The following is a 19,168-nucleotide window of genomic DNA, read 5'->3' on the forward strand; positions in this document are numbered from 1 at the left end:
TTCATTTTCCAAAAATGGAAAATAACTCTATATAAGTTAAAACAAAGAAAGATTATTTGCAATGACTTTTAAAATTGTATGAATTATTTTTTGCGAATAGTAATTAGAGGAAAAAAGAAATTGAAATACCTCTAAAGAAATGACTTCATCAAAAATAGTTGCTAAGTAATCATTTTGCTGAGAAGTCAATAAAAATGTATGAGTATCGGCTTGTTCTATGGTTTTTACAATCTCTGGATTTTCCACTAACCATTGACCAGTTAAACAAATAATGAAACAACAATCTACTTCTTGCAACATCTCTTGAACAACCATTGGATCTGATCTTCGATTCATCTCAAACACTGTAATGCCTCTATAACTCAGTAATTCTCGCAATGTATTAGCCGCTGCAAAGCTATATGTATTGCACAGAACAGCTACCTCAGATGAAGGCGCCATTCTTTGTGCAATTCGATAACATTGATCCAAATCAATCTGTTCATAGATTTTTCTTGTCAGCTGTTCTTCTTCTTGAAGCATATTGTCCATTATACTCTGAGATGTCAACTCCCCATTATAAGACGAGAACTGAGGCAATTCTGCGTATGGAAATATGTCAGTTCGCATTTCTTTAAATGACGCATAGCCAATTTTCTTACAGAATTTAGTAACACTTGCTGGCGTTGTATTCGCTAAAAAAGCAATTTCTTCAATATAAATATTGGGAAATTCATTGATTTTTTTGATTAAAACTTTTGCAATCGTATAGTATACTCCTGATTTAACACATTTGAAAAAAAATTCCGTCAGTTTAACGTAAACTGGACTAGACGGAATAAAATGTTTTTGAGGCAATCGTTTTCACTCCTTAAAAAAATAAATAACTTAGAACAGTCTACCACACCACAAAACTTAAATAACCTAGGTTAAAAATAGAGTCACTTTTAATCAATCTCTAATTAAATATAAATAAAGCTGTTACACCTATTATCATAGCATAAAATCTTTTCTCATTGCAGTTATGTCTCAATCCCTTGAATATTTCTGGAGAATAGAGTTGTTTTTTTTCACACTAGTAATATATCTCTTAATTAAAAACAACATATAAACACAATGTAGGGCTAATTTTCATTTTCCAAATCTAGAAAATAAAAAGAATTGTTTGGAAACCAAACTGACGTTACACTAACGCTAAATAAAAAATGTTTGAGGAGTTGAAAAGAATCATGACATATGAAACAACAGCAAAAGAATTGATTACCAATGTGGGTGGTCTTTCGAATATCAGTAATTTGACCCATTGTGCAACACGTTTGAGATTTCAATTATACGATGACTCGTTAGTTTCTGATAACAAAGTCAAAGAAATTGGGCTTGTCATAGGAACAGTCGTAGCTGGTGGTCAATATCAAGTCATTATTGGAAACAAAGTAGGAGAAGTATACGCCGCTATACAGACCTTAAGAAAAAATGAAAGCGTAACAACAGATGTGAAACCAGAAACTATCAAGAAAAAAACAATTACTCAAGAGACTTTTGATATTATTTCAGGGAGCTTTTTGCCCTTATTAGGAATTTTAGCTGGTTCGGGAATGTTAAAAGCTATTCTAACGTTGTTATTAGAGTTTAACCTTATTTCCGACACAAATAATACTTATATCGTATTATCTTCGATTGCCAATGCGGGGTTTTATTTCCTACCTGTTTTACTAGGCTTTACATTGGCCAGACGTCTAGGCGCAAATGAATATATTGGTGCTGTGATTGGTGCAGCTCTCTTGGAACCAGGCTTTGTCGGACTAATAGAAAAAACAGACGTAGATTTTTTAGGCATTCAATTGATTCCTATCAATTACGCTTCAACTGTATTCCCTGTTTTTATAGCGGTTACATTCTTTTGGCAACTTGAACAGTTATTAAAGAAATATATTCCACAAATGTTACAGATGTTTATGGTACCCATGCTTTCACTCGTTATTGTTGTTCCATTAACGATGTTGTTATTTGGTCCTTTTGGTACTTTCGTTGGAGAAGGTATTGCCAAACTTGTCGTAATGATGAGTGGTGTCAGCGGTCTTTTAACAGGTGCACTATTAGGCGGTTTCTACACTTTCTTAATAGTGATGGGACTACACTGGGGGTTAGTCCCGATTGTTTTAGCTAATTTAGCTAATGGGGGAGATCCTCTATACGCAATGGGTGGGATGTGTGCTTTTGCTCAAATGGGTATCGCTTTAGGTTTTCTTATTCGTTCAAAAGATAAGAAGCTAAAAACTTTAGCCGGTTCTTCCATTGTACCAGCTGCATTAAGTGGTATTACAGAACCTATTATCTACGGGCTAATCGTTCCATACCGCAAAACATTTATTTACATTATTATCGCCGGAGCTGTCGGCGGAGGAATCAATGGCTTTTTTCAAGTCAAAATGGTCTCTTATGCATTCGCCAGTTTTTTAGGAATTCCAGCATACAGTCCAATGATTATCTATTTAATTTCTGCTTTAATTACTGTAAGTATTGCAACAGCCCTTGTTGTCATGTTCGGATATGAAACGAAAGAAAAGCACTTAGCATAAACACAAACTTAATAGATTAATTTTATTGAACTAATACAAAATAGAATAAATGAAAAGCTACTTCCTGAAATAACATTTCTTTCGGAAAGTAGCTTTTTTGAGCATATGCCTGTTTTATTTGCTTCCATTTTTTAACTATCAAAAATGTGAATACTTAATTACACAAGCATCTTATATAATTAGCAAGGTTCTATTATTTCAAGGTTCTAATCATTTTATTTTTAACTATTTACATCCTATCAATGCGCCAACATTTCTTGGGCTATCTCAAATCCAGTCATACCAACAGGATAATAAGTCGGCCAATTATCCATTTCTTCCAATAACTTTTGTTGGCTTTCATTACCAAAATAAATATGGAAATGTGCTGCTTTTGACGGTGCGATTCCATGATCTGAAAATTGAACATATTTATAAGGCGTGTCTTCTGTGGCTTCAAATAAATAGCGAACGCCACGATTTCCTGCTTTATACGTTAAGATTTCTTTGCCTGCGTATTTGTATTTCGATGAATACTTCTTATCCCCTACTATAAACGTCATGGCATCTTTGCTAATATCAATTCGATCCACGTCTGTTTGGTATCCTTTTTGATAATAGGCTTTGTATTCTTCTGCCGTCATTTTTTTCGTTAGTTTTTCTTTATAATCAAATACTTGATCAAATGTGCCATCTTCTAAATAAGGAAACACCGATTGCCACTCACCTGCATAATCAGAAAGGACACGGTCTTTAACATCCTTATCATCAAAATACCCATTTGAAACTGTCTTGTTTACGGCAGTTTCAGTTAATTCTTTTTTCGGGGTAACTTCTGTTGATTTTACCAATGCTTCTAAATTCTCTTTCATCACGCTAATATATGTTTTACCTGCCTTCATATCCTCATTGGTAAGACCTTCTAATGGATTTAATACAAGTAATTCTACACCCGTCTCATTTGCTAAAGTTTTCGCTACTCGGTCATTTGCGTTTTCTTCAAAATAGATATAGTTGATTCCTGTTTCTTCAACTAATTTTTTCAATTCTGCAATCCGAGAAGGCTGTGGTTCTTGATCGGGAGAAATTCCTGCGATTGGAATTTGTTTTAGGTTATAATCTAATGCCAGATAAGAAAAAGCTGTATGTTGGGTGATAAAATTCTTTTGTTTGGCATTCGCTAATTTTGCTTCGTATTGCTCATTAAGCTCCGTTAATTGTTCGATATAATCGGCCGCATTTTTAGTAAATGTTGTTTTTTGCTCTGGAAAATGGTTAATCAATTCATCTCTGATTGTTTCTACTTCTTTGATTGCTCGAAAGGGACTCAACCATAGATGAGGATCATAGTCATGAGAATGTCCTTCATGGCTTTCCTCTGCTGAATGATCGTGGTCTTCACTTCCAGGTAAAAGAACCATGCCTTCACTTGCTTTGATGCTCGTCACATTCTTTAGTGATTTTTCCATCTTAGGCACCCAAGTTTCCATGTATTCACTATTATAAACAAAGGCATCTGCATCTTGTAATTTGGCAATGTCCTTTGCAGAAGGTTCGTAATCATGTGCTTCTGTTCCTGCTGGAACCATTAACGTCACCTCACCAACATCGCCAACGATATTTCTAGTAAATTCATACATCGGATAAAATGAAGTAACAATCGTTAATTGTTTTTGTTCTTTATTCTCTTTTGTCTCAGTTTTTGGTTTGGTACAGGCGGTGAAAATAATTCCTAGTAAAAATAGCCCCGCGATAATAAGATTTAACTTCTTTTTCATTTCTGATCTCCTCAATCGTTTTATTTATGATGCATCGTATCTTAAAATAATTACTAATGTGAAAAGCTCTATTTTCCTAACTTTTTAATGGTTTAAGCCTTCATTTTACTGCTCCTTTCCGATTTCGGTTGCTCAAAACGTAATCGTTACGTTTTAACTAAATGAGAATATAACAACTTTTTTTCTCATTGTCAAGGGATGCATAAAAGGCCAAGAAAAAAACGTTACGTTTCTTCCTTGACCTTTTATTTGTAAAACGACTGATACAAAATCTGCTACTCCGATTTATATCAGTCCATTCCATTTTCGAAAACTACTCCATATAAACACTATTAGTAGGCACAACTTGGGCCCCAAACGGCATCAACGCCAATTTAGCTAATTTAAACGACTGCATCCCAAATGGAATCCCAATAATCGTCACACATAAAATAATTCCGCTGACACAATGCCCTACTGCTAACCAAAATCCGCTGAAAACTAGCCAAAGAATATTCACTAAAAACGAAACTGTACTTGTGCTATAAACAACTCTTTTGCCAAATGGCCAAAAACTCAACCCTGCAAGCTTGAAACACTGTAAACCAATCGGAATCCCAACAATTGTAATACACCAAAGAATGCCCGCTAAAAGCCACGTCAGTCCGCCAAAAAATCCGCCAAAAATAAACCAAATAATATTTCCTAAACAGCCCATCTTAAATCCTCCCATTTCTACTTAACGATATAAAATTAAATTATACTATAAAAGCAGAAAATAGATAATTGCTCTGAGCATAAATTTATTAAAAAATACAAAATCACTTGTGATCATCCCATAACTTGGTTACTATCATAATTAAGAGTAATTCTTTCAATAAAAGGAGACGATTTTATTAATAAAGCTGTTGTAGTGTATCAAAGTACGCCGATGATCGGAAAAAGTAAACTACCTAATGGTTCAATTTTAGGGATGTTTAAACAAAAAAAACTAGTAACTAAATTAAATAAAACCCTTGAAACAAAAAATAGTCCTTGGCTAGTCGCTTTAGATGATTCAATAGCCGATATCGATGTGATCGCTCAAGAAGCTGATGCCATTATCTGTGTACCAGGATTACAGAAACAGTTTGATCTCAAGAATTATCCTAAAGAAAAAGTATTTTACTTTGATTCTTTAAGTTATCATGAATTAGCTTTAGATAACGTCATCAAATTTCTAGAATCGATTGAGCAATAACAAGAGAGGACTGACTTTTATGCACTTATTAGACTATTTAACGATCGAAACAACTGAGAAATCTAAAGAAAAAGTTGTGCTAACAATGAAAATAGCGGATTTTCATAAACAACCTTATGGAATTTTGCATGGCGGAATGAACGGTATTTTGATTGAAACAGCCTGTAGTTTAGGTGCAAACGAACAATTTTCAGAAGAAAATGCCTATGCTGTCGGTGTTGATTTGCAAGTCAACCATCTAAAAAGTGTCGCGGAGGGTGTTCTGACAGTCATAGCCCAACCAAATCATACTGGCGGCTCCTTGCAAGTGTGGGAAGGAAAAATTTTCAATGAAACTGGAAATCTGATCAGCGTTGGTCGTTGTACCTTGCTTAAACGAACGGAAAAATAAAAAAGCGTGTAAGTTAAAATAGTGTAGCTATTTTTAATTTACCTGCTTTTTTATTCTCATTCCAAAAAAAGATTTTTTTACATCAATTAAATTCAAGGTTAATTCTAGAGAAAGACTAATCCACATTAGATTTTCCCCCAGATGCTTCTGTTTTTATATTATTTTATTATAATTACATAATTTCTCCAGTTATGATTTTTAATTTCATAAATAAAGAGGACATCACATCTAGCTCATTTTGATCCACTTCTGAATATTTTTGATTCAAGATTTTTTCTCTTTCTTTTTTGACAAGTGCATGCATCAAATTTAATTCTTCTGTGGTTAAATTGGCTAAATAAACATGATTTGGTTCAGAGTAGGCAAATGCTTCGATTTCAAAGGTTTCTGGATTTCTTTTTAAGCTAGTTCTAATCTGAAAACCATTTGAAAAAGTGATCATTTCGACATATAGATACTCTGAAAAGGTAATCGGTCTACGTTCATAAACGGTTGTCTTACCACCAAATATTTCTAGTATATTTTCGATAAAGTTAGATAACGCCGTTCCAATATTTAATTGTTTTGAAAAAGTTTTCGATAGTAATAATTTTTCTTGTGTCATCCTTTTTACCTCTCACTTCTTATTACTCTTTATTATAATCATATTTTTTTCAAAACAAAACAAAAACGATATTATATTTTTTTCGAATTTACCAACGATAAATAAAAAAGAACATCTCAGCATCTCGCTGAAATGTTCTTTTTTATTTATTCTTCTGTTGTTGTGTCTGTTTCTGGCGTTTCAGTTACAGTCTCAGTAACGACTTCCACACCTTCAACTTCTTCAACGATTTCATCTGGCTCCGGCTCAACAACTGCCATCGTCACCACTTTTGCATCTTCTTCCATTCTCATCAAACGAACTCCTAATGTGGCACGTCCTGTTTGAGAAACTGAATCGACATTAAAACGAATAATGACACCTTTATTCGTGATTACTAGAATATCTTCATCACCACGAACAGTTGTAAGCCCTGCTAATGGACCATTTTTCGCTGTAATATTAGCTGTCTTGATTCCTTTACCGCCACGGCCCTTCACAGGGTACTCAGAGGCTTTTGTCCGCTTACCGTAACCATTTTCCGTCAACACTAGTACTTCCGTGTCAGCGTCCAATAAAGAGGCTCCTACGACGTAATCATCTTCTCTTAGACGAATACCACGTACACCAGAGGCAGTACGGCCCATATCACGAACGGCTGTTTCAGCAAACGTCACAGAATAACCATTGTGCGTTCCGATGATCATATTTTGTTCACCGTTAGTTAAAACGACATTGACTAATTCATCATCTTCTTTTAGCCCGATTGCAATCAAACCATTACTTCTAATATTAGAGAATGCTTTAACAGCTGTACGTTTAACCGTACCTTTACGGGTCGTGAAGAATAGATAGTGACCTTCCTCTGCTTGACCTTCAACAGCAATGATCGCTTGGATCTTCTCACTAGAATCGATTCCTAGCATATTGATTACAGGGATTCCTTTGGCTGTTCTACCGTATTCTGGAATTTCATATCCTTTAGCACGGTAAACTTTTCCGTTATTCGTAAAGAATAATAACGTATCATGAGTTGAACAAGAAACTAGATTTTTCACGAAATCATCATCATGAACACCCATTCCTTGAACACCACGACCACCACGGCGCTGTGCTCTAAATTCGCTGTTTGCTACACGTTTGATATAGCCATTGTTTGTTAATGTGATAACGACCTCAGCTTCTTCGATCAAGTCTTCGTCTTCTAAACTTAAAACTTCACCGACTAATAATTCGGTACGACGAGCATCACCATATTTATCACGAATGTCACCTAATTCTGTTTTAATGATTTCAACAACACGTTCTGGACGAGCTAAGATATCATTTAAATCAGCAATGAATTTCAACAATTCTTGGTACTCATTCTCGATCTTATCACGTTCCAAACCTGTTAAACGACGTAGACGCATGTCTAAAATCGCTTGTGCTTGGCGATCTGAAAACTCAAAACGTTCAATCAATGAAGATTTCGCTTCGTCATCTGAATTTGATCCACGGATGATTGAAATGATCTCATCAATGTGGTCTAAAGCAATTCGTAACCCTTCTAAGATATGAGCACGAGCTTCTGCTTTTTTCTTATCAAATTCTGTACGGCGTGTGATCACTTCTTTTTGGTGCTCGATATAATTTTCAAGAATTTCTTTTAGACTTAAAATTTTCGGAACGCCTTTTTCGATTGCCAACATATTAAAACCAAAAGAAGTTTGCAAAGCTGTCATTTTATATAAATTATTCAAAATAACAGAAGCACTCACATCACGACGCACATCGATTACGATCCGCATTCCTTCACGAGAGGACTCATCACGTAAATCTGTGATTCCTTCAATTCGTTTCTCACGATGTAATTCTGAAATCCGCTCAATTAAACGAGCTTTATTGACCATATAAGGTAATTCTGATACTAAGATACGCTCTTTACCATTCGGCATATCAACGATATCAACTTTAGCACGAACAGTGATCGAACCTCGCCCAGTTTCGTAAGCACGACGGATACCAGATTTCCCCATGACTAAACCACCTGTAGGAAAGTCAGGTCCAGGTAATGCTTCCATCAATTCATTGGTTGTAACATCTGGGTTTTCCATCAGTAAGCTAGTTGCTTCGATTACTTCAGCTAAGTTATGAGGTGGAATATTGGTTGCCATCCCTACTGCGATCCCTGTTGTTCCGTTAACTAAAAGGTTAGGGAAACGCGCTGGTAATACATCTGGCTCTTGTTCAGAGTCATCATAGTTTCCATGGAAATCAACTGTATTTTTATTGATATCACGCAACATTTCCAAAGCAATCTTACTCATTCTTGCTTCGGTATACCGCATTGCAGCTGCTCCATCGCCATCGACAGAACCAAAGTTTCCGTGGCCATCAACTAGCATACTACGATAGCTAAATGGTTGTGCCATACGAACCATTGCTTCATAAATTGACGAGTCACCATGCGGGTGATACTTACCCATTACGTCCCCAACGACACGGGCCGATTTCTTATGTGGTTTGTCAGGTGTTACACCTAGCTCATTCATCCCATATAAAATACGGCGATGAACTGGTTTTAACCCATCACGAACATCTGGTAGCGCACGAGCTACAATAACGCTCATCGCATAATCAATGAAGGATTCTTTCATTTCACTGGTCAGATTGACGTCTTGAATGTTCTCTTTGATTTCTTCACTCATGAATTTATCTCCTTCTTCATTAAATATCTAGATTCTTCACATAATGGGCATTTTCTTCAATAAATGCTCGGCGCGGTTCAACACGGTCCCCCATCAACATTTCAAAAATTTGATCGGCTTCGATCGCATCATCAACACTGACACGTGACATTAAACGTCTTTCAGGATCCATGGTTGTTTCCCATAATTGATGGTCATCCATTTCCCCAAGACCTTTATACCGCTGAACACTTGGTTTTGGACTAGCTGGTAGAGAAGCTAAGATTTCAGCCAGTTCATCTTCAGCATTTTTCCCTGGTTGAACGTACGTGATATTCTTTCCTTGTTTGACCCCATATAAAGGTGGTTGAGCGATATAAACATAGCCTGCTTCAACAACTGGGCGCATGAAACGATAGAACAACGTCAACAACAGTGTACGAATATGTGCACCATCGACATCGGCATCGGTCATGATCACTAATTTATGGTAACGAGCTTTCGATACATCAAAATCAGCACCAAAACCTGTTCCCATCGCTGTAAATAGTGAGCGGATTTCTTCATTCGCTAAAATTTTATCCATGCTGGCTTTTTCAACGTTTAGGATTTTCCCACGAATCGGTAAAATCGCTTGGAATTCACGACTACGTCCTTGTTTTGCTGAACCGCCGGCAGAATCTCCTTCGACGATGAAGATTTCACATTTTTCAGGATCTTTACTTGAACAATCTGCTAATTTACCAGGTAAATTACTGATTTCAAGTGCCCCTTTACGACGCGTTACTTCACGTGCTCGTTTAGCAGCCATCCGGGCTTTTGAAGCCAGTAGACCTTTTTCTACGATTTGTTTCCCAACTGTTGGGTTTTCCATCAAGAATTTATTGAAATACTCAGAGAATAAACGGTCTGTAACCGTACGAACTTCTGAATTTCCTAATTTAGTTTTGGTTTGTCCTTCAAATTGAGGTTCTGGATGTTTGATAGAAATAACCGCTGTTAAGCCTTCACGAACATCTTCACCGGTTAAGTTTTCGTCATTTTCTTTCATGATCTTTTGTTTACGAGCATAATCATTGATCACACGCGTTAATGACGTTTTAAAACCTGATTCATGCGTTCCGCCTTCATACGTATGAATGTTGTTAGCGAAACTTAGTAAGTTAGTATGGTAGCCATCCGTATATTGCATAGAAACTTCTACAATAATGTCTTGTTGTTCCCCTTCAATGAAAACAGGCTCTGGGAATAAAACATCCTTATTGGCATTTAAATGCTCAACATAGCTCTTGATCCCGCCTTCGTAGTGATACTCTTTTAAGACAGGTTTTTCTTCACGTTTATCTTCGATCGAGATTTTTAATCCTTTGTTCAAGAATGCTAATTCTCTCACACGTGTTGCTAATTTATCGAAGTTAAAAATCGTTGTTTCTGTAAAGATTTCTGGATCTGGAACAAAGTGAACGGTTGTCCCATGACGGTCTGTATCACCAATCACTTTTAAATCGTCTTTAACAGCACCTTGATGGAATTCTTGATAATAGATTTTTCCTTCTTTGTAGACTTTTACGTCTAATGTTGTTGATAGGGCATTAACAACGGAAGAACCTACCCCGTGAAGTCCGCCAGAAACTTTGTATCCGCCACCGCCGAATTTTCCTCCGGCATGGAGAACGGTAAAGACTGTTTCGACTGCTGGACGACCTGTTTTGGCTTGAATACCAACTGGGATTCCACGACCATCATCGACAACTGTAATACTGTTATCTTCTTCAATAACTACTTGGATACTTGACGCAAAACCAGCTAACGCTTCATCAATGGAGTTATCCACGATCTCCCAAACTAAGTGGTGTAAACCTTCTGAACTCGTCGATCCTATGTACATACCAGGACGCTTACGAACGGCTTCAAGACCTTCTAATACCTGAATCTGACTGGCATCATATTCTTGGGCACGTTCTTTCATATTTTTTTCTTCTTCTGTCATATAGTTGCTTCCCTCTCTATCTCTCCCTGATGAACATAAAATATGTCTGGTTCAACAGTTAATTTATTGTTTAAATGATCCAAACTGGTTGTAGTTAAAAAAGTTTGAACCTTTCCTTCAATCGTTTCTAGCAGGTGCAATTGTCGTTCATTATCTAACTCACTCATGACATCATCCAATAACAAAACAGGATATTCACCTGTTTCTGAATACATTAAATCAATTTCCGCAAGCTTTACGCTAAGAGCTGTGGTTCTTTGCTGTCCTTGTGAACCATATGTCTGGACATTTTGTCCATTTACATTAAAAATCAGGTCATCTCGATGAGGACCTAAAAAAGTATTCGCCTTAAACAATTCTCGTTTTCGGCTATCAAGTAGACTCTGCAGCAATTGCTTTTGAATCTCTTCTAGTGAAAAATTTTCTTTATCTAGTGGGATACTTGAAAAATAGTCGATCGCTAACTCTTCTTTTTCATGGCTGATTTTTTTATGAAGTAAATTAGCCCAATGCTCTAATTTTTTGATAAATTCTAGACGGGCAAATAATACTTTTCCACCAAATTCCGCCAATTGTTCCGTCAAAATATCTAAATAAATGTGATCTGACTGTTTTTTTTCAGCTAATTGTTTTAAATATTGATTACGTTGTTTTAAAACAGACTGATATTGAACGAGATCATAGAGATAAATCGGATTGACTTGACCTAATTCCATGTCGATAAACTTACGACGTAATTGGGGTGAGCCTTTAACTAACGATAAATCTTCCGGCGCAAATAAAATGACATTTAACTGACCAATATACGAACTCAAACGTTTTTGTTCAATATGATTGACTTTGGTCTTGCGGCCTTTATTGGAAATAATGATTTCCAATGGCACGGTCCCTGTCTTCTTTTCGATGACACCACTAATTCTAGCCGAATCGGAATCCCAGTGAACTAGTTCTTTTTCGTTACTAGTTCGGTGGCTACGTGTCATGGCTAAAACATAAATACTTTCTAAAAGGTTCGTCTTACCTTGCGCATTTTCCCCCAAGAAAATATTTAGTGTTTTAGGAAAATCTAAGGTCAGCCCATCATAGTTACGATAATGCTGTACCTCGATTTTATTCAGTCTCATCGACTACCTCGCCTTTTTTGGCCATAAAAAAAGTACCTTCTTCAGGTATCTCGAGCATCATACCGGCGTATAATTTTCTACCGCGGCGATTCTCTAATTCCCCATCCACAAAAACACTATTCTCAGCTAAGTACCACTTAGCAGCACCGCCGCTACTGATAACGTCGACTTCTTTTAAGACTTGACCTAGTGTCATGTAGTCAGTTTCTAAAACAATCGTCTTTTTCAAAATGCATCCCTCTTTTTTGTTTTCACTTTTACTCTTAATATTATACTCTTTTTTACGTCAAAAAACAAATTTGTCCGTCTAATTTTCTTTCTAAGCAATTTTGAATCTAATCGACAAAAAATATTCTAACGATTAAAAAAGGCTTAAAATGCATTTTAAGGAGAAATTTGTGAGTTTAGCTCTTGAAAATTTTTTTAGCATGTTTCATTTTGAAGGGGGAAAGAAGCAAAATTTCTTGTTTGGATAAATTCACACTTATTCATTTTCAAATTTTAGTAATTGACATATACAGTTTGGCGATATACAATCAAATTGTATAGTTTAACTGTATAATTGAATACAACAAAACAGAGGTGTCTATAAATGAATAGCCATAAAATATTACCGCTAACGGAAACAACATTTTATATTATGATTTCACTAATCGAACCATCACATGGCTATGCCATCATGCAAAAAGTTGAAGAGTTAAGTAATGGTCGGGTGCGCATTGCGGCTGGAACCATGTATGGAGCAACTGAGAATCTATTAAAGCAAAAATTGATACGTGAAGTTCCTGGTGAAGACAAACGTCGTCGTATTTATACTTTGACGGATACTGGAAAAGACGTTTTAAAATTAGAAGTGACACGTTTAAAACAATTGGTACAGCTTGCTGATAATTTATTGTAGGAGGATGAAATGAAAAAGTTAAGAATTTTCACTGATATCAAAAAAGAAGAAAAATATCTAAATAAAATGGCTGAAAAAGGTTGGTGTTTAAGTAACTACAGTTTATGGAATGTTTATACATTTGATAAAACGACGCCTGCCCCATTGAATTATAGGATTGATTATCAAACATTTAAAAAGAAAGCAGACTATCTTGCTTACTTAACTTTATTTGAGGATAGCGGTTGGCAACATATTAGTGGGACTCGCTGGAGTGGATTTCAATTTTTTTTACCAACAAACTACAAAAACCAAGAGTTTGATATATTTTCAGATGTTAGTTCAAGTAATGATCGTTATAAACGCTTGTATAATCATGCGGTTATGTGGGGACTATTAATGCTTATCTATTTTCTTATGTTGCACCCATCTTTTGAGAATATATCCTCATGGTACTTAACGCCAAGTATTTGGGAGTATAGTGGTCTTCAATTAATCGGAATGATTATCATGGAAACCTTCTTTTTGATTATCATGATAATGCCAATGATGTTTTTTTTATTGAGCACTGTCTACTTTACAATTACTGGGACAAAAACAAAAAAACATATAAAAAAATATGAGACTGGATAAATCTTGTTCTCAGCTGTAATCAGCATGAAAAAAGTGTGTGTGAAAAACTGAATTCAGTTTTTCACACACACTTTTTTCTAAATTTTTTAATTTGTACGAACAGGTGTAATCAATTGAATAAAGTCTAAATCAGTTTCTGTTGGTTCCAAAGTAAATGGACGAATTGCAGAAATAAATTTGACTGTGATGCTCATATCACCGAATGCTCGTAAGGCATCTTTCATATAATCTGGATTGAAGGAAATTTCCAATGGATCACCGGTTACTTTTTCATAGTTTAATGGTTCTTCCACTTTACCGATTTCTGGAGAATTTCCATAAAGAATAACGGAATCAGAAGCAATTGCTAAACGAACGATATTATTACGACCTTCATGTGACAGCAAAGAAGCACGGTCGATAGCAGATAGTAATTCCGGAACATAAAAATCAATTTCTGTATTAAAGCTTGTCGGGATCAAACGATTTGTATCAGGATAATTTCCTTCCAACAAACGAGAATAGAAGTACATATTTTGTGTTTTAAACAATACTTGGTTTTCCATGATACTAATTTCAACCATTTCTTCTTCATTGGTAAATGAACGAGAAAGCTCAGTCAAACTTTTTCCTGGAATCACAATATTGAAATTCTCAGCTGCTTGTTCGATCGGAATGATTCGTTGGCTTAGACGATGTGAATCAGTCGCAACAGCCAATAATTTTTGATCGTCTAAAATAAAATGAACCCCAGTCAAAATGGGACGACTCTCATGAAGTGATACAGCAAATCCTGTTTCATTAATAATTTTTGTCAATAGGTGAACAGGTAATTGAATTTGATTTTTAGCATCGATCACAGGAAGATGTGGATAATTATCTGCATCCAATCCATTAACAGTAAAATCAGCTTTCCCAGAAGTAATCGCTACTTGATTGTTGTCTAATACTTCTAAGGTGAACATGTCTTCAGGTAATTTACGGATGATTTCACCAAAGAAACGAGCTTGTAAAACGATACTACCAGTTGACTCGATCGTCATTTGAGCTTTTTCATCTTCTTTACTTAAAAAACTTTCAATCGAAATATCGGCATTGCTACCTGTTAAGGATAGACCTTCGTCGGTTAAAACGATTTTTACACCTGTTAAAATAGGGATCGTTGTTTTAGAAGAAATGGCTCTTTGAACAGTTTGCAATTCTTGTAAAAATGTATTTCTTTTTACGGTTAATTTCATAATAATTGAACTCCTTTTTAATTGATTTTAAACGCATAAATTTTACTAAGACAGTTTTGTATTTATATATAAATAAATAATAAAAGTAGTAGGTCCTGTTAATTCTGTGGAAAAGTCAGAAAACGAAATGAAATAGGAGTTTTCCACCTGTGCATAACTTGTGGAAAACTTTTTACTTTTTTACTTTTTTATCCACAGGCTAGGAATTAAGCAAGTTCTTGATTTCCCCAACTTCTTTTTGGATCGTGGGATCTTTTTCCATTAATTGCTGGATTTTTTCATGCGCATGAATTACGGTCGTATGATCTTTTCCACCAAATTCGGCACCAATTTTTGGTAGCGAGTTATCGGTCATTTCTCTAGAAAGATACATTGAGATTTGTCTAGGAACAACGATCGATTTAACGCGTTTTTTGCCCTTGAGATCTTTTAATTGAATATGGTAATACTTTGCCACTTCTTCTTGGATTTGTAAAATGGATAGATGATTTTGGCTGCCGACAGATTTTAAGGACTTAAGTGCATCAGCTGCAAGGCTCGTTGTAATATCTTCACCATTTATTGTTGCAAAGGCTTGAACTCTAACCAGAGCGCCTTCTAATTCACGGATATTAGAATCGATCTGACCTGCAATATAGCTTAGCGTATCGTCAGGTATCTCCAGTCGTTCTGCATCTGCTTTTTTCCGTAAAATTGCAATACGGGTCTCTAAATCAGGTGGTGTGATGTCGACTGACAATCCCCAAGCAAAACGAGAAACTAAACGTTCTGGTAATTTCGGGATATCATTTGGTGGTCGATCACTCGTTAGTACGATTTGTTTATTTTCATTATACAAATCATTGAAGGTATGGAAAAATTCTTCTAAAGTTGCTTCTTTTTCAGCTAAAAACTGAATATCATCAACTAGTAACAGATCAACATTTCGATATTCTTTACGAAATTGTTCGGAATTTTTCGTTTGGATCGAATTGATGAATTCATTAGTGAATGTTTCGCTACTGACGTATTTCACTTTGGCATCGGGGCGATTTTGCAGCATTTGGTGACCAATAGCATGCATCAAATGGGTTTTTCCAAGACCAACACCACCATAAAAGAATAGCGGATTGTAAATAGAACCAGGATCTTCTGCTACAACTAATGCTGCTGCATGCGCCATTTGATTTCCTTTTCCGATAACGAATGTATCAAAAGAGTATTTTGGATTCAATAAAGCTTTTTTCCCGTGTTCAGCAATTTTTTCTTGTGTCACAGGGGCTTTCTTCTCTTCTTGAACCGGCATCATCTCTTTTTCACCAGTAACAACAAAATGAGGCATCACTTCAGCACCAGTTAATTTAAAGCCGGTTTCAACAATTTTTGCGGCTAAATTCTTTTCCCAATAGTCTTTATGAACAGCAGAAGGAACTTCTAACCATAACTGGTTATTCTCCAACTTTAGCGGTTGCGTTGTTTTTATCCATGCATCAAAACTTGGTGCGGACAAAACAGATTGGTAAGTATCTTCTAGATCTTTCCAGAAACTTTCCATATCGGGCATATGGTGACCTCCTTAGTTTAAAAGCGGAACAAGCCGTTTAGCTCTGACTGAAAAATAGGAAAATCTGAATAAGGTGTTTTTTACCTTATTCAGATTTTATCTTTTTTCCGAAGAGCTGGCTTATGCAGCTAGATAGTATATGGTAACAAATTTCACCTTGTACCATTCAACATCAACTCATTTCTTTGTTGTGTTTTTGGCATGTTTTAACGTAAAAGCTCATAAAGCTAAATAAATTTTTTCTATATAAAAAAGCAGAACAAATATAAATAGATAAGCAAATAGAATTTTAGCATTTTTTCAGAACTTTTTCCACAGGCAAATTGTGAATTGTGGAAAAAAAATTCACAGAGGGTGATAAACTTATCCACAAAGCGAAAGTAAACCGTGGATTTCTCTGATAAAAATTATTTATCCACAGCAGGTTCTGCAAAAATAAACCACGTAGCATAGGCTTTTCCAAAAGTTATGCACAATTTATAAAACGGATGTGCATAACTTTTGAACACCCTGTTTTTTTGTGCAAAAGTCTAACGAAAACTAAAAATGAATGATTCACGAAAAAAAACTATCCACAAGTTATCCCTGACTTTTTCCTTTTTGTGGATAACTTATTTAACAAAGAAAGGAAATTAATTCCAGAAAATTTATTGACAAATATACCCAATACTAGGTATACTATCAAAGTATGTCTATGTATTGATGGATAGTTACAATTTCAGGAGGTGGAACAAGAGATGAAAAGAACGTATCAACCAAACAAACGCAAACGTCAAAAAGTTCACGGTTTCCGTAAACGCATGAGCACAAAAAATGGTCGCAACGTATTAGCGAGCAGACGTCGTAAAGGCAGAAAAGTTATTTCAGCATAATGTATGTTGACTTTAAATAACGAATCAAGTTCAAACTAAGAACCCTTTATTATCTTCACAATGTATGTGTGGAAATAATAAAGGGTTCTTTTGTTGTGAATCACCATGACTGGCTCTGCCAGAATGGATGATGAACAATACTTGGCGAACGTAGTGAGCGAAGTGTCCTTACTAGAGAATCACGAAAACCTAAATCCCAAAAAAAGTAGGACTAAGTATGTGGCTCCAAATAGAGTTGTTATTTTATCAAGACAGTCTTCAACATTATAAACATCTTTACTATAGTAGTAACCAAAAACATAGCAATTAAATCAGCCGGAAAAATCAACAATAACCATTCTCTAAAAACGAATCAACCTCGGAAAATATCACAATCTCGTAAAATAAAGTGAAAAAAGAGCAGAAAAATGATACTATATGAATTTAGAGTCATGATTCGCAAAATCTCTGGATATTTTCCCTTAATTTTGATAAAAAATGACTGAAATATGCTATTATTGTAGAGTGAGTAAAAAAGAAAGATAGAAAGAAACAAAGGGATGCAGATGAAGAAATCCTATAGAGTAAAAAAAGAAAAAGAATTTCAAGCAGTCTTTCAGCATAAACGTTCCTGTGCCAATCGTAGATTTGTTGTTTATGTATTGGAAAAACCGGAACAAAAGCATTTTCGAGTAGGAATTTCCGTAGGGAAAAAAATCGGGAATGCTGTTGTCAGAAATGCTGTTAAGCGTAAAATTCGTACATCGATTTACCAGCTAAAAGAATCGATCGATCCGACTTGTGATTTTATTATCATCGCAAGACCTGGTGTTGACAAGTTAACATCGGAAGAAATCCATAGTAACGTGATCCATGTGTTAAAACTTGCAAAAATTTTGAAATAAGAGAGGAACAGTTTTGTGAAGAAGTATAAACGCTTATTATTGATGGCAGGTCTAGTTACACTTGTTTTTGTGCTGTCTGCCTGTGGAACCGCCCCGATTAACGAGAGCAGTACAGGAATTTGGGACCGCTACATTGTCTATTATTTCGCTGAAGCAATCAAATTTTTATCCATTTCGGCAAATACTGGTATTGGGATTATCCTATTTACATTAGTGATTCGGATTATTTTACTACCATTGATGCATTTCCAAACAAAAAGTATGCGCAAAACGCAAGAATTACAGCCTAAATTAAAAGCGCTACAAAAACAATATTCATCAAAAGATCCGGAAACACAACGTTTATTCCGTGAAGAACAACAAAAACTATATGCTGAAAATAATGTAAACCCTTATGCAGGCTGTTTACCATTATTGATTCAAATGCCGATCATGATGGCACTTTATCAATCGATTTCTCGTGTACCAGAATTGAAACAAGGTAGTTTCTTGTGGTTGAACCTAGGACAACCCGATCCGTATCTGATTTTACCGATCCTTGCGGCAGTCTTTACCTTTGCCAGCACTTATTTAACAAGTATGAGTCAGATCGAATCAAATGCTTCATTAAAAATCATGAATTTTGTCATGCCTGTTATGATTTTTGTCATGGGGATGAGTTTAGCCAGTGGATTATCACTTTACTGGGTAGTTTCTAATGCATTCCAAGTAGGTCAAACATTATTGATCAATAACCCATTCAAGATTCGTAGAGAACGTGCAGAGGCTGAAAGACAAGTAAAAGAACGCGAACGTGCATTGAAGAAAGCAATGAATCCTAAGAAAAAAAATAAGAAAAAATAAAAGGA

Annotated in this window: 18 protein-coding genes; 8 read left to right on the forward strand and 10 right to left on the reverse strand. The window is 35.6% G+C overall.

From position 1 onward, the window contains the following. Positions 1-36: 36 nt before the first annotated feature. Entirely contained in the window at positions 37-837 is an 801-nt protein-coding gene (locus ATZ35_RS05195; protein ID WP_208929807.1) for a MurR/RpiR family transcriptional regulator, read from the reverse strand. A 371-nt stretch (positions 838-1,208) separates the two neighbouring features. Between ATZ35_RS05195 and ATZ35_RS05200 the strand changes: the two genes are divergently transcribed. Beyond that, the gene (locus ATZ35_RS05200) at positions 1,209-2,558 is read left to right on the forward strand and encodes a PTS transporter subunit EIIC (RefSeq protein ID WP_208929808.1); all 1,350 of its coding nucleotides are present in this window, start codon (positions 1,209-1,211) and stop codon (positions 2,556-2,558) included. A 239-nt stretch (positions 2,559-2,797) separates the two neighbouring features. Here the strand turns inward: ATZ35_RS05200 and ATZ35_RS05205 are convergent, their stop codons facing one another. Together ATZ35_RS05205 and ATZ35_RS05210 are read right to left on the reverse strand one after the other, a co-directional pair. Then, positions 2,798-4,315, reverse strand: a complete 1,518-nt coding sequence (locus ATZ35_RS05205) for a zinc ABC transporter substrate-binding protein AdcA (protein WP_208929809.1) — start codon at positions 4,313-4,315, stop codon at positions 2,798-2,800. A gap of 313 nt (positions 4,316-4,628) precedes the next feature. Then, positions 4,629-5,012, reverse strand: a complete 384-nt coding sequence (locus ATZ35_RS05210) for a YccF domain-containing protein (protein WP_208929810.1) — start codon at positions 5,010-5,012, stop codon at positions 4,629-4,631. Between the two features lie 195 nt (positions 5,013-5,207). On the opposite strand from ATZ35_RS05210, the gene ATZ35_RS05215 reads away from it, so the two are divergent. Then, positions 5,208-5,534 (forward strand): hypothetical protein, encoded by a 327-nt coding sequence (locus tag ATZ35_RS05215; protein WP_244148218.1) that lies wholly within the window; start codon positions 5,208-5,210, stop codon positions 5,532-5,534. 19 nt (positions 5,535-5,553) lie between these two features. Further along, positions 5,554-5,925, forward strand: a complete 372-nt coding sequence (locus tag ATZ35_RS05220) for a PaaI family thioesterase (RefSeq protein WP_208929811.1) — start codon at positions 5,554-5,556, stop codon at positions 5,923-5,925. 172 nt (positions 5,926-6,097) lie between these two features. Here the strand turns inward: ATZ35_RS05220 and ATZ35_RS05225 are convergent, their stop codons facing one another. The 5 genes from ATZ35_RS05225 to yaaA form a co-directional block, all read right to left on the reverse strand. Beyond that, positions 6,098-6,529 (reverse strand): hypothetical protein, encoded by a 432-nt coding sequence (locus tag ATZ35_RS05225; RefSeq protein WP_208929812.1) that lies wholly within the window; start codon positions 6,527-6,529, stop codon positions 6,098-6,100. A 146-nt stretch (positions 6,530-6,675) separates the two neighbouring features. After that, positions 6,676-9,198 carry a DNA gyrase subunit A gene (gene gyrA, locus ATZ35_RS05230; protein WP_208929813.1) on the reverse strand — a complete coding sequence of 841 codons (2,523 nt, stop codon included), beginning with the start codon at positions 9,196-9,198 and terminating at the stop codon, positions 6,676-6,678. 19 nt (positions 9,199-9,217) lie between these two features. Next, positions 9,218-11,167, reverse strand: coding sequence for a DNA topoisomerase (ATP-hydrolyzing) subunit B (gyrB, locus tag ATZ35_RS05235; RefSeq protein WP_010766626.1), 1,950 nt, complete (start codon positions 11,165-11,167; stop codon positions 9,218-9,220). Further along, positions 11,164-12,291, reverse strand: coding sequence for a DNA replication/repair protein RecF (recF, locus tag ATZ35_RS05240; RefSeq protein WP_086445378.1), 1,128 nt, complete (start codon positions 12,289-12,291; stop codon positions 11,164-11,166). The genes gyrB and recF overlap by 4 nt, the downstream gene beginning before the upstream one ends. Then, a complete protein-coding gene (gene yaaA / locus ATZ35_RS05245) occupies positions 12,278-12,520 on the reverse strand; it encodes a S4 domain-containing protein YaaA (protein ID WP_086277646.1) in 243 nt (80 codons plus the stop codon). The genes recF and yaaA overlap by 14 nt, the downstream gene beginning before the upstream one ends. Positions 12,521-12,883: 363 nt before the next feature. On the opposite strand from yaaA, the gene ATZ35_RS05250 reads away from it, so the two are divergent. Beyond that, on the forward strand, positions 12,884-13,192 hold the full coding sequence (locus ATZ35_RS05250; protein ID WP_208929814.1) for a PadR family transcriptional regulator: 309 nt from the start codon (positions 12,884-12,886) through the stop codon (positions 13,190-13,192). A gap of 9 nt (positions 13,193-13,201) precedes the next feature. Then, positions 13,202-13,804: a DUF2812 domain-containing protein gene (locus ATZ35_RS05255; protein WP_208929815.1), complete on the forward strand. Its 603-nt coding sequence runs from the start codon at positions 13,202-13,204 to the stop codon at positions 13,802-13,804. Positions 13,805-13,890: 86 nt separating this feature from the next. On the opposite strand, the gene dnaN is transcribed toward ATZ35_RS05255, so the two are convergent. Next, positions 13,891-15,021: a DNA polymerase III subunit beta gene (dnaN, locus tag ATZ35_RS05260; RefSeq protein ID WP_208929816.1), complete on the reverse strand. Its 1,131-nt coding sequence runs from the start codon at positions 15,019-15,021 to the stop codon at positions 13,891-13,893. Between the two features lie 199 nt (positions 15,022-15,220). Then, positions 15,221-16,564 (reverse strand): chromosomal replication initiator protein DnaA, encoded by a 1,344-nt coding sequence (gene dnaA, locus ATZ35_RS05265; protein WP_208929817.1) that lies wholly within the window; start codon positions 16,562-16,564, stop codon positions 15,221-15,223. 737 nt (positions 16,565-17,301) lie between these two features. Between dnaA and rpmH the strand changes: the two genes are divergently transcribed. The 3 genes from rpmH (at position 17,302) to ATZ35_RS05280 (ending at position 19,163) form a co-directional block, all read left to right on the forward strand. Then, a complete protein-coding gene (gene rpmH / locus ATZ35_RS05270; RefSeq protein WP_010762140.1) occupies positions 17,302-17,436 on the forward strand; it encodes a 50S ribosomal protein L34 in 135 nt (44 codons plus the stop codon). 545 nt (positions 17,437-17,981) lie between these two features. After that, positions 17,982-18,320 carry a ribonuclease P protein component gene (gene rnpA, locus ATZ35_RS05275; RefSeq protein ID WP_086279660.1) on the forward strand — a complete coding sequence of 113 codons (339 nt, stop codon included), beginning with the start codon at positions 17,982-17,984 and terminating at the stop codon, positions 18,318-18,320. 15 nt (positions 18,321-18,335) lie between these two features. After that, on the forward strand, positions 18,336-19,163 hold the full coding sequence (locus ATZ35_RS05280; RefSeq protein ID WP_086277643.1) for a YidC/Oxa1 family membrane protein insertase: 828 nt from the start codon (positions 18,336-18,338) through the stop codon (positions 19,161-19,163). Positions 19,164-19,168: the final 5 nt, after the last annotated feature.

Origin of the sequence: Enterococcus rotai (genome assembly GCF_001465345.1) — a bacterium.
GTDB classification, from domain to species: domain Bacteria; phylum Bacillota; class Bacilli; order Lactobacillales; family Enterococcaceae; genus Enterococcus_L; species Enterococcus_L rotai.

What these genes read in the sequence shown, in the direction of transcription:
- ATZ35_RS05200 (WP_208929808.1), top strand. Translation starts at nt 1,209, where the DNA reads ATGACATATGAAACAACAGCAAAAGAATTGATTACCAATGTGGGTGGT.
- ATZ35_RS05205 (WP_208929809.1), bottom strand. Translation starts at nt 4,315, where the DNA reads ATGAAAAAGAAGTTAAATCTTATTATCGCGGGGCTATTTTTACTAGGA.
- ATZ35_RS05210 (WP_208929810.1), bottom strand. Translation starts at nt 5,012, where the DNA reads ATGGGCTGTTTAGGAAATATTATTTGGTTTATTTTTGGCGGATTTTTT.
- ATZ35_RS05220 (WP_208929811.1), top strand. Translation starts at nt 5,554, where the DNA reads ATGCACTTATTAGACTATTTAACGATCGAAACAACTGAGAAATCTAAA.
- ATZ35_RS05225 (WP_208929812.1), bottom strand. Translation starts at nt 6,529, where the DNA reads ATGACACAAGAAAAATTATTACTATCGAAAACTTTTTCAAAACAATTA.
- gyrA (WP_208929813.1), bottom strand. Translation starts at nt 9,198, where the DNA reads ATGAGTGAAGAAATCAAAGAGAACATTCAAGACGTCAATCTGACCAGT.
- gyrB (WP_010766626.1), bottom strand. Translation starts at nt 11,167, where the DNA reads ATGACAGAAGAAGAAAAAAATATGAAAGAACGTGCCCAAGAATATGAT.
- recF (WP_086445378.1), bottom strand. Translation starts at nt 12,291, where the DNA reads ATGAGACTGAATAAAATCGAGGTACAGCATTATCGTAACTATGATGGG.
- ATZ35_RS05250 (WP_208929814.1), top strand. Translation starts at nt 12,884, where the DNA reads ATGAATAGCCATAAAATATTACCGCTAACGGAAACAACATTTTATATT.
- ATZ35_RS05255 (WP_208929815.1), top strand. Translation starts at nt 13,202, where the DNA reads ATGAAAAAGTTAAGAATTTTCACTGATATCAAAAAAGAAGAAAAATAT.
- dnaN (WP_208929816.1), bottom strand. Translation starts at nt 15,021, where the DNA reads ATGAAATTAACCGTAAAAAGAAATACATTTTTACAAGAATTGCAAACT.
- dnaA (WP_208929817.1), bottom strand. Translation starts at nt 16,564, where the DNA reads ATGCCCGATATGGAAAGTTTCTGGAAAGATCTAGAAGATACTTACCAA.
- rpmH (WP_010762140.1), top strand. Translation starts at nt 17,302, where the DNA reads ATGAAAAGAACGTATCAACCAAACAAACGCAAACGTCAAAAAGTTCAC.
- rnpA (WP_086279660.1), top strand. Translation starts at nt 17,982, where the DNA reads ATGAAGAAATCCTATAGAGTAAAAAAAGAAAAAGAATTTCAAGCAGTC.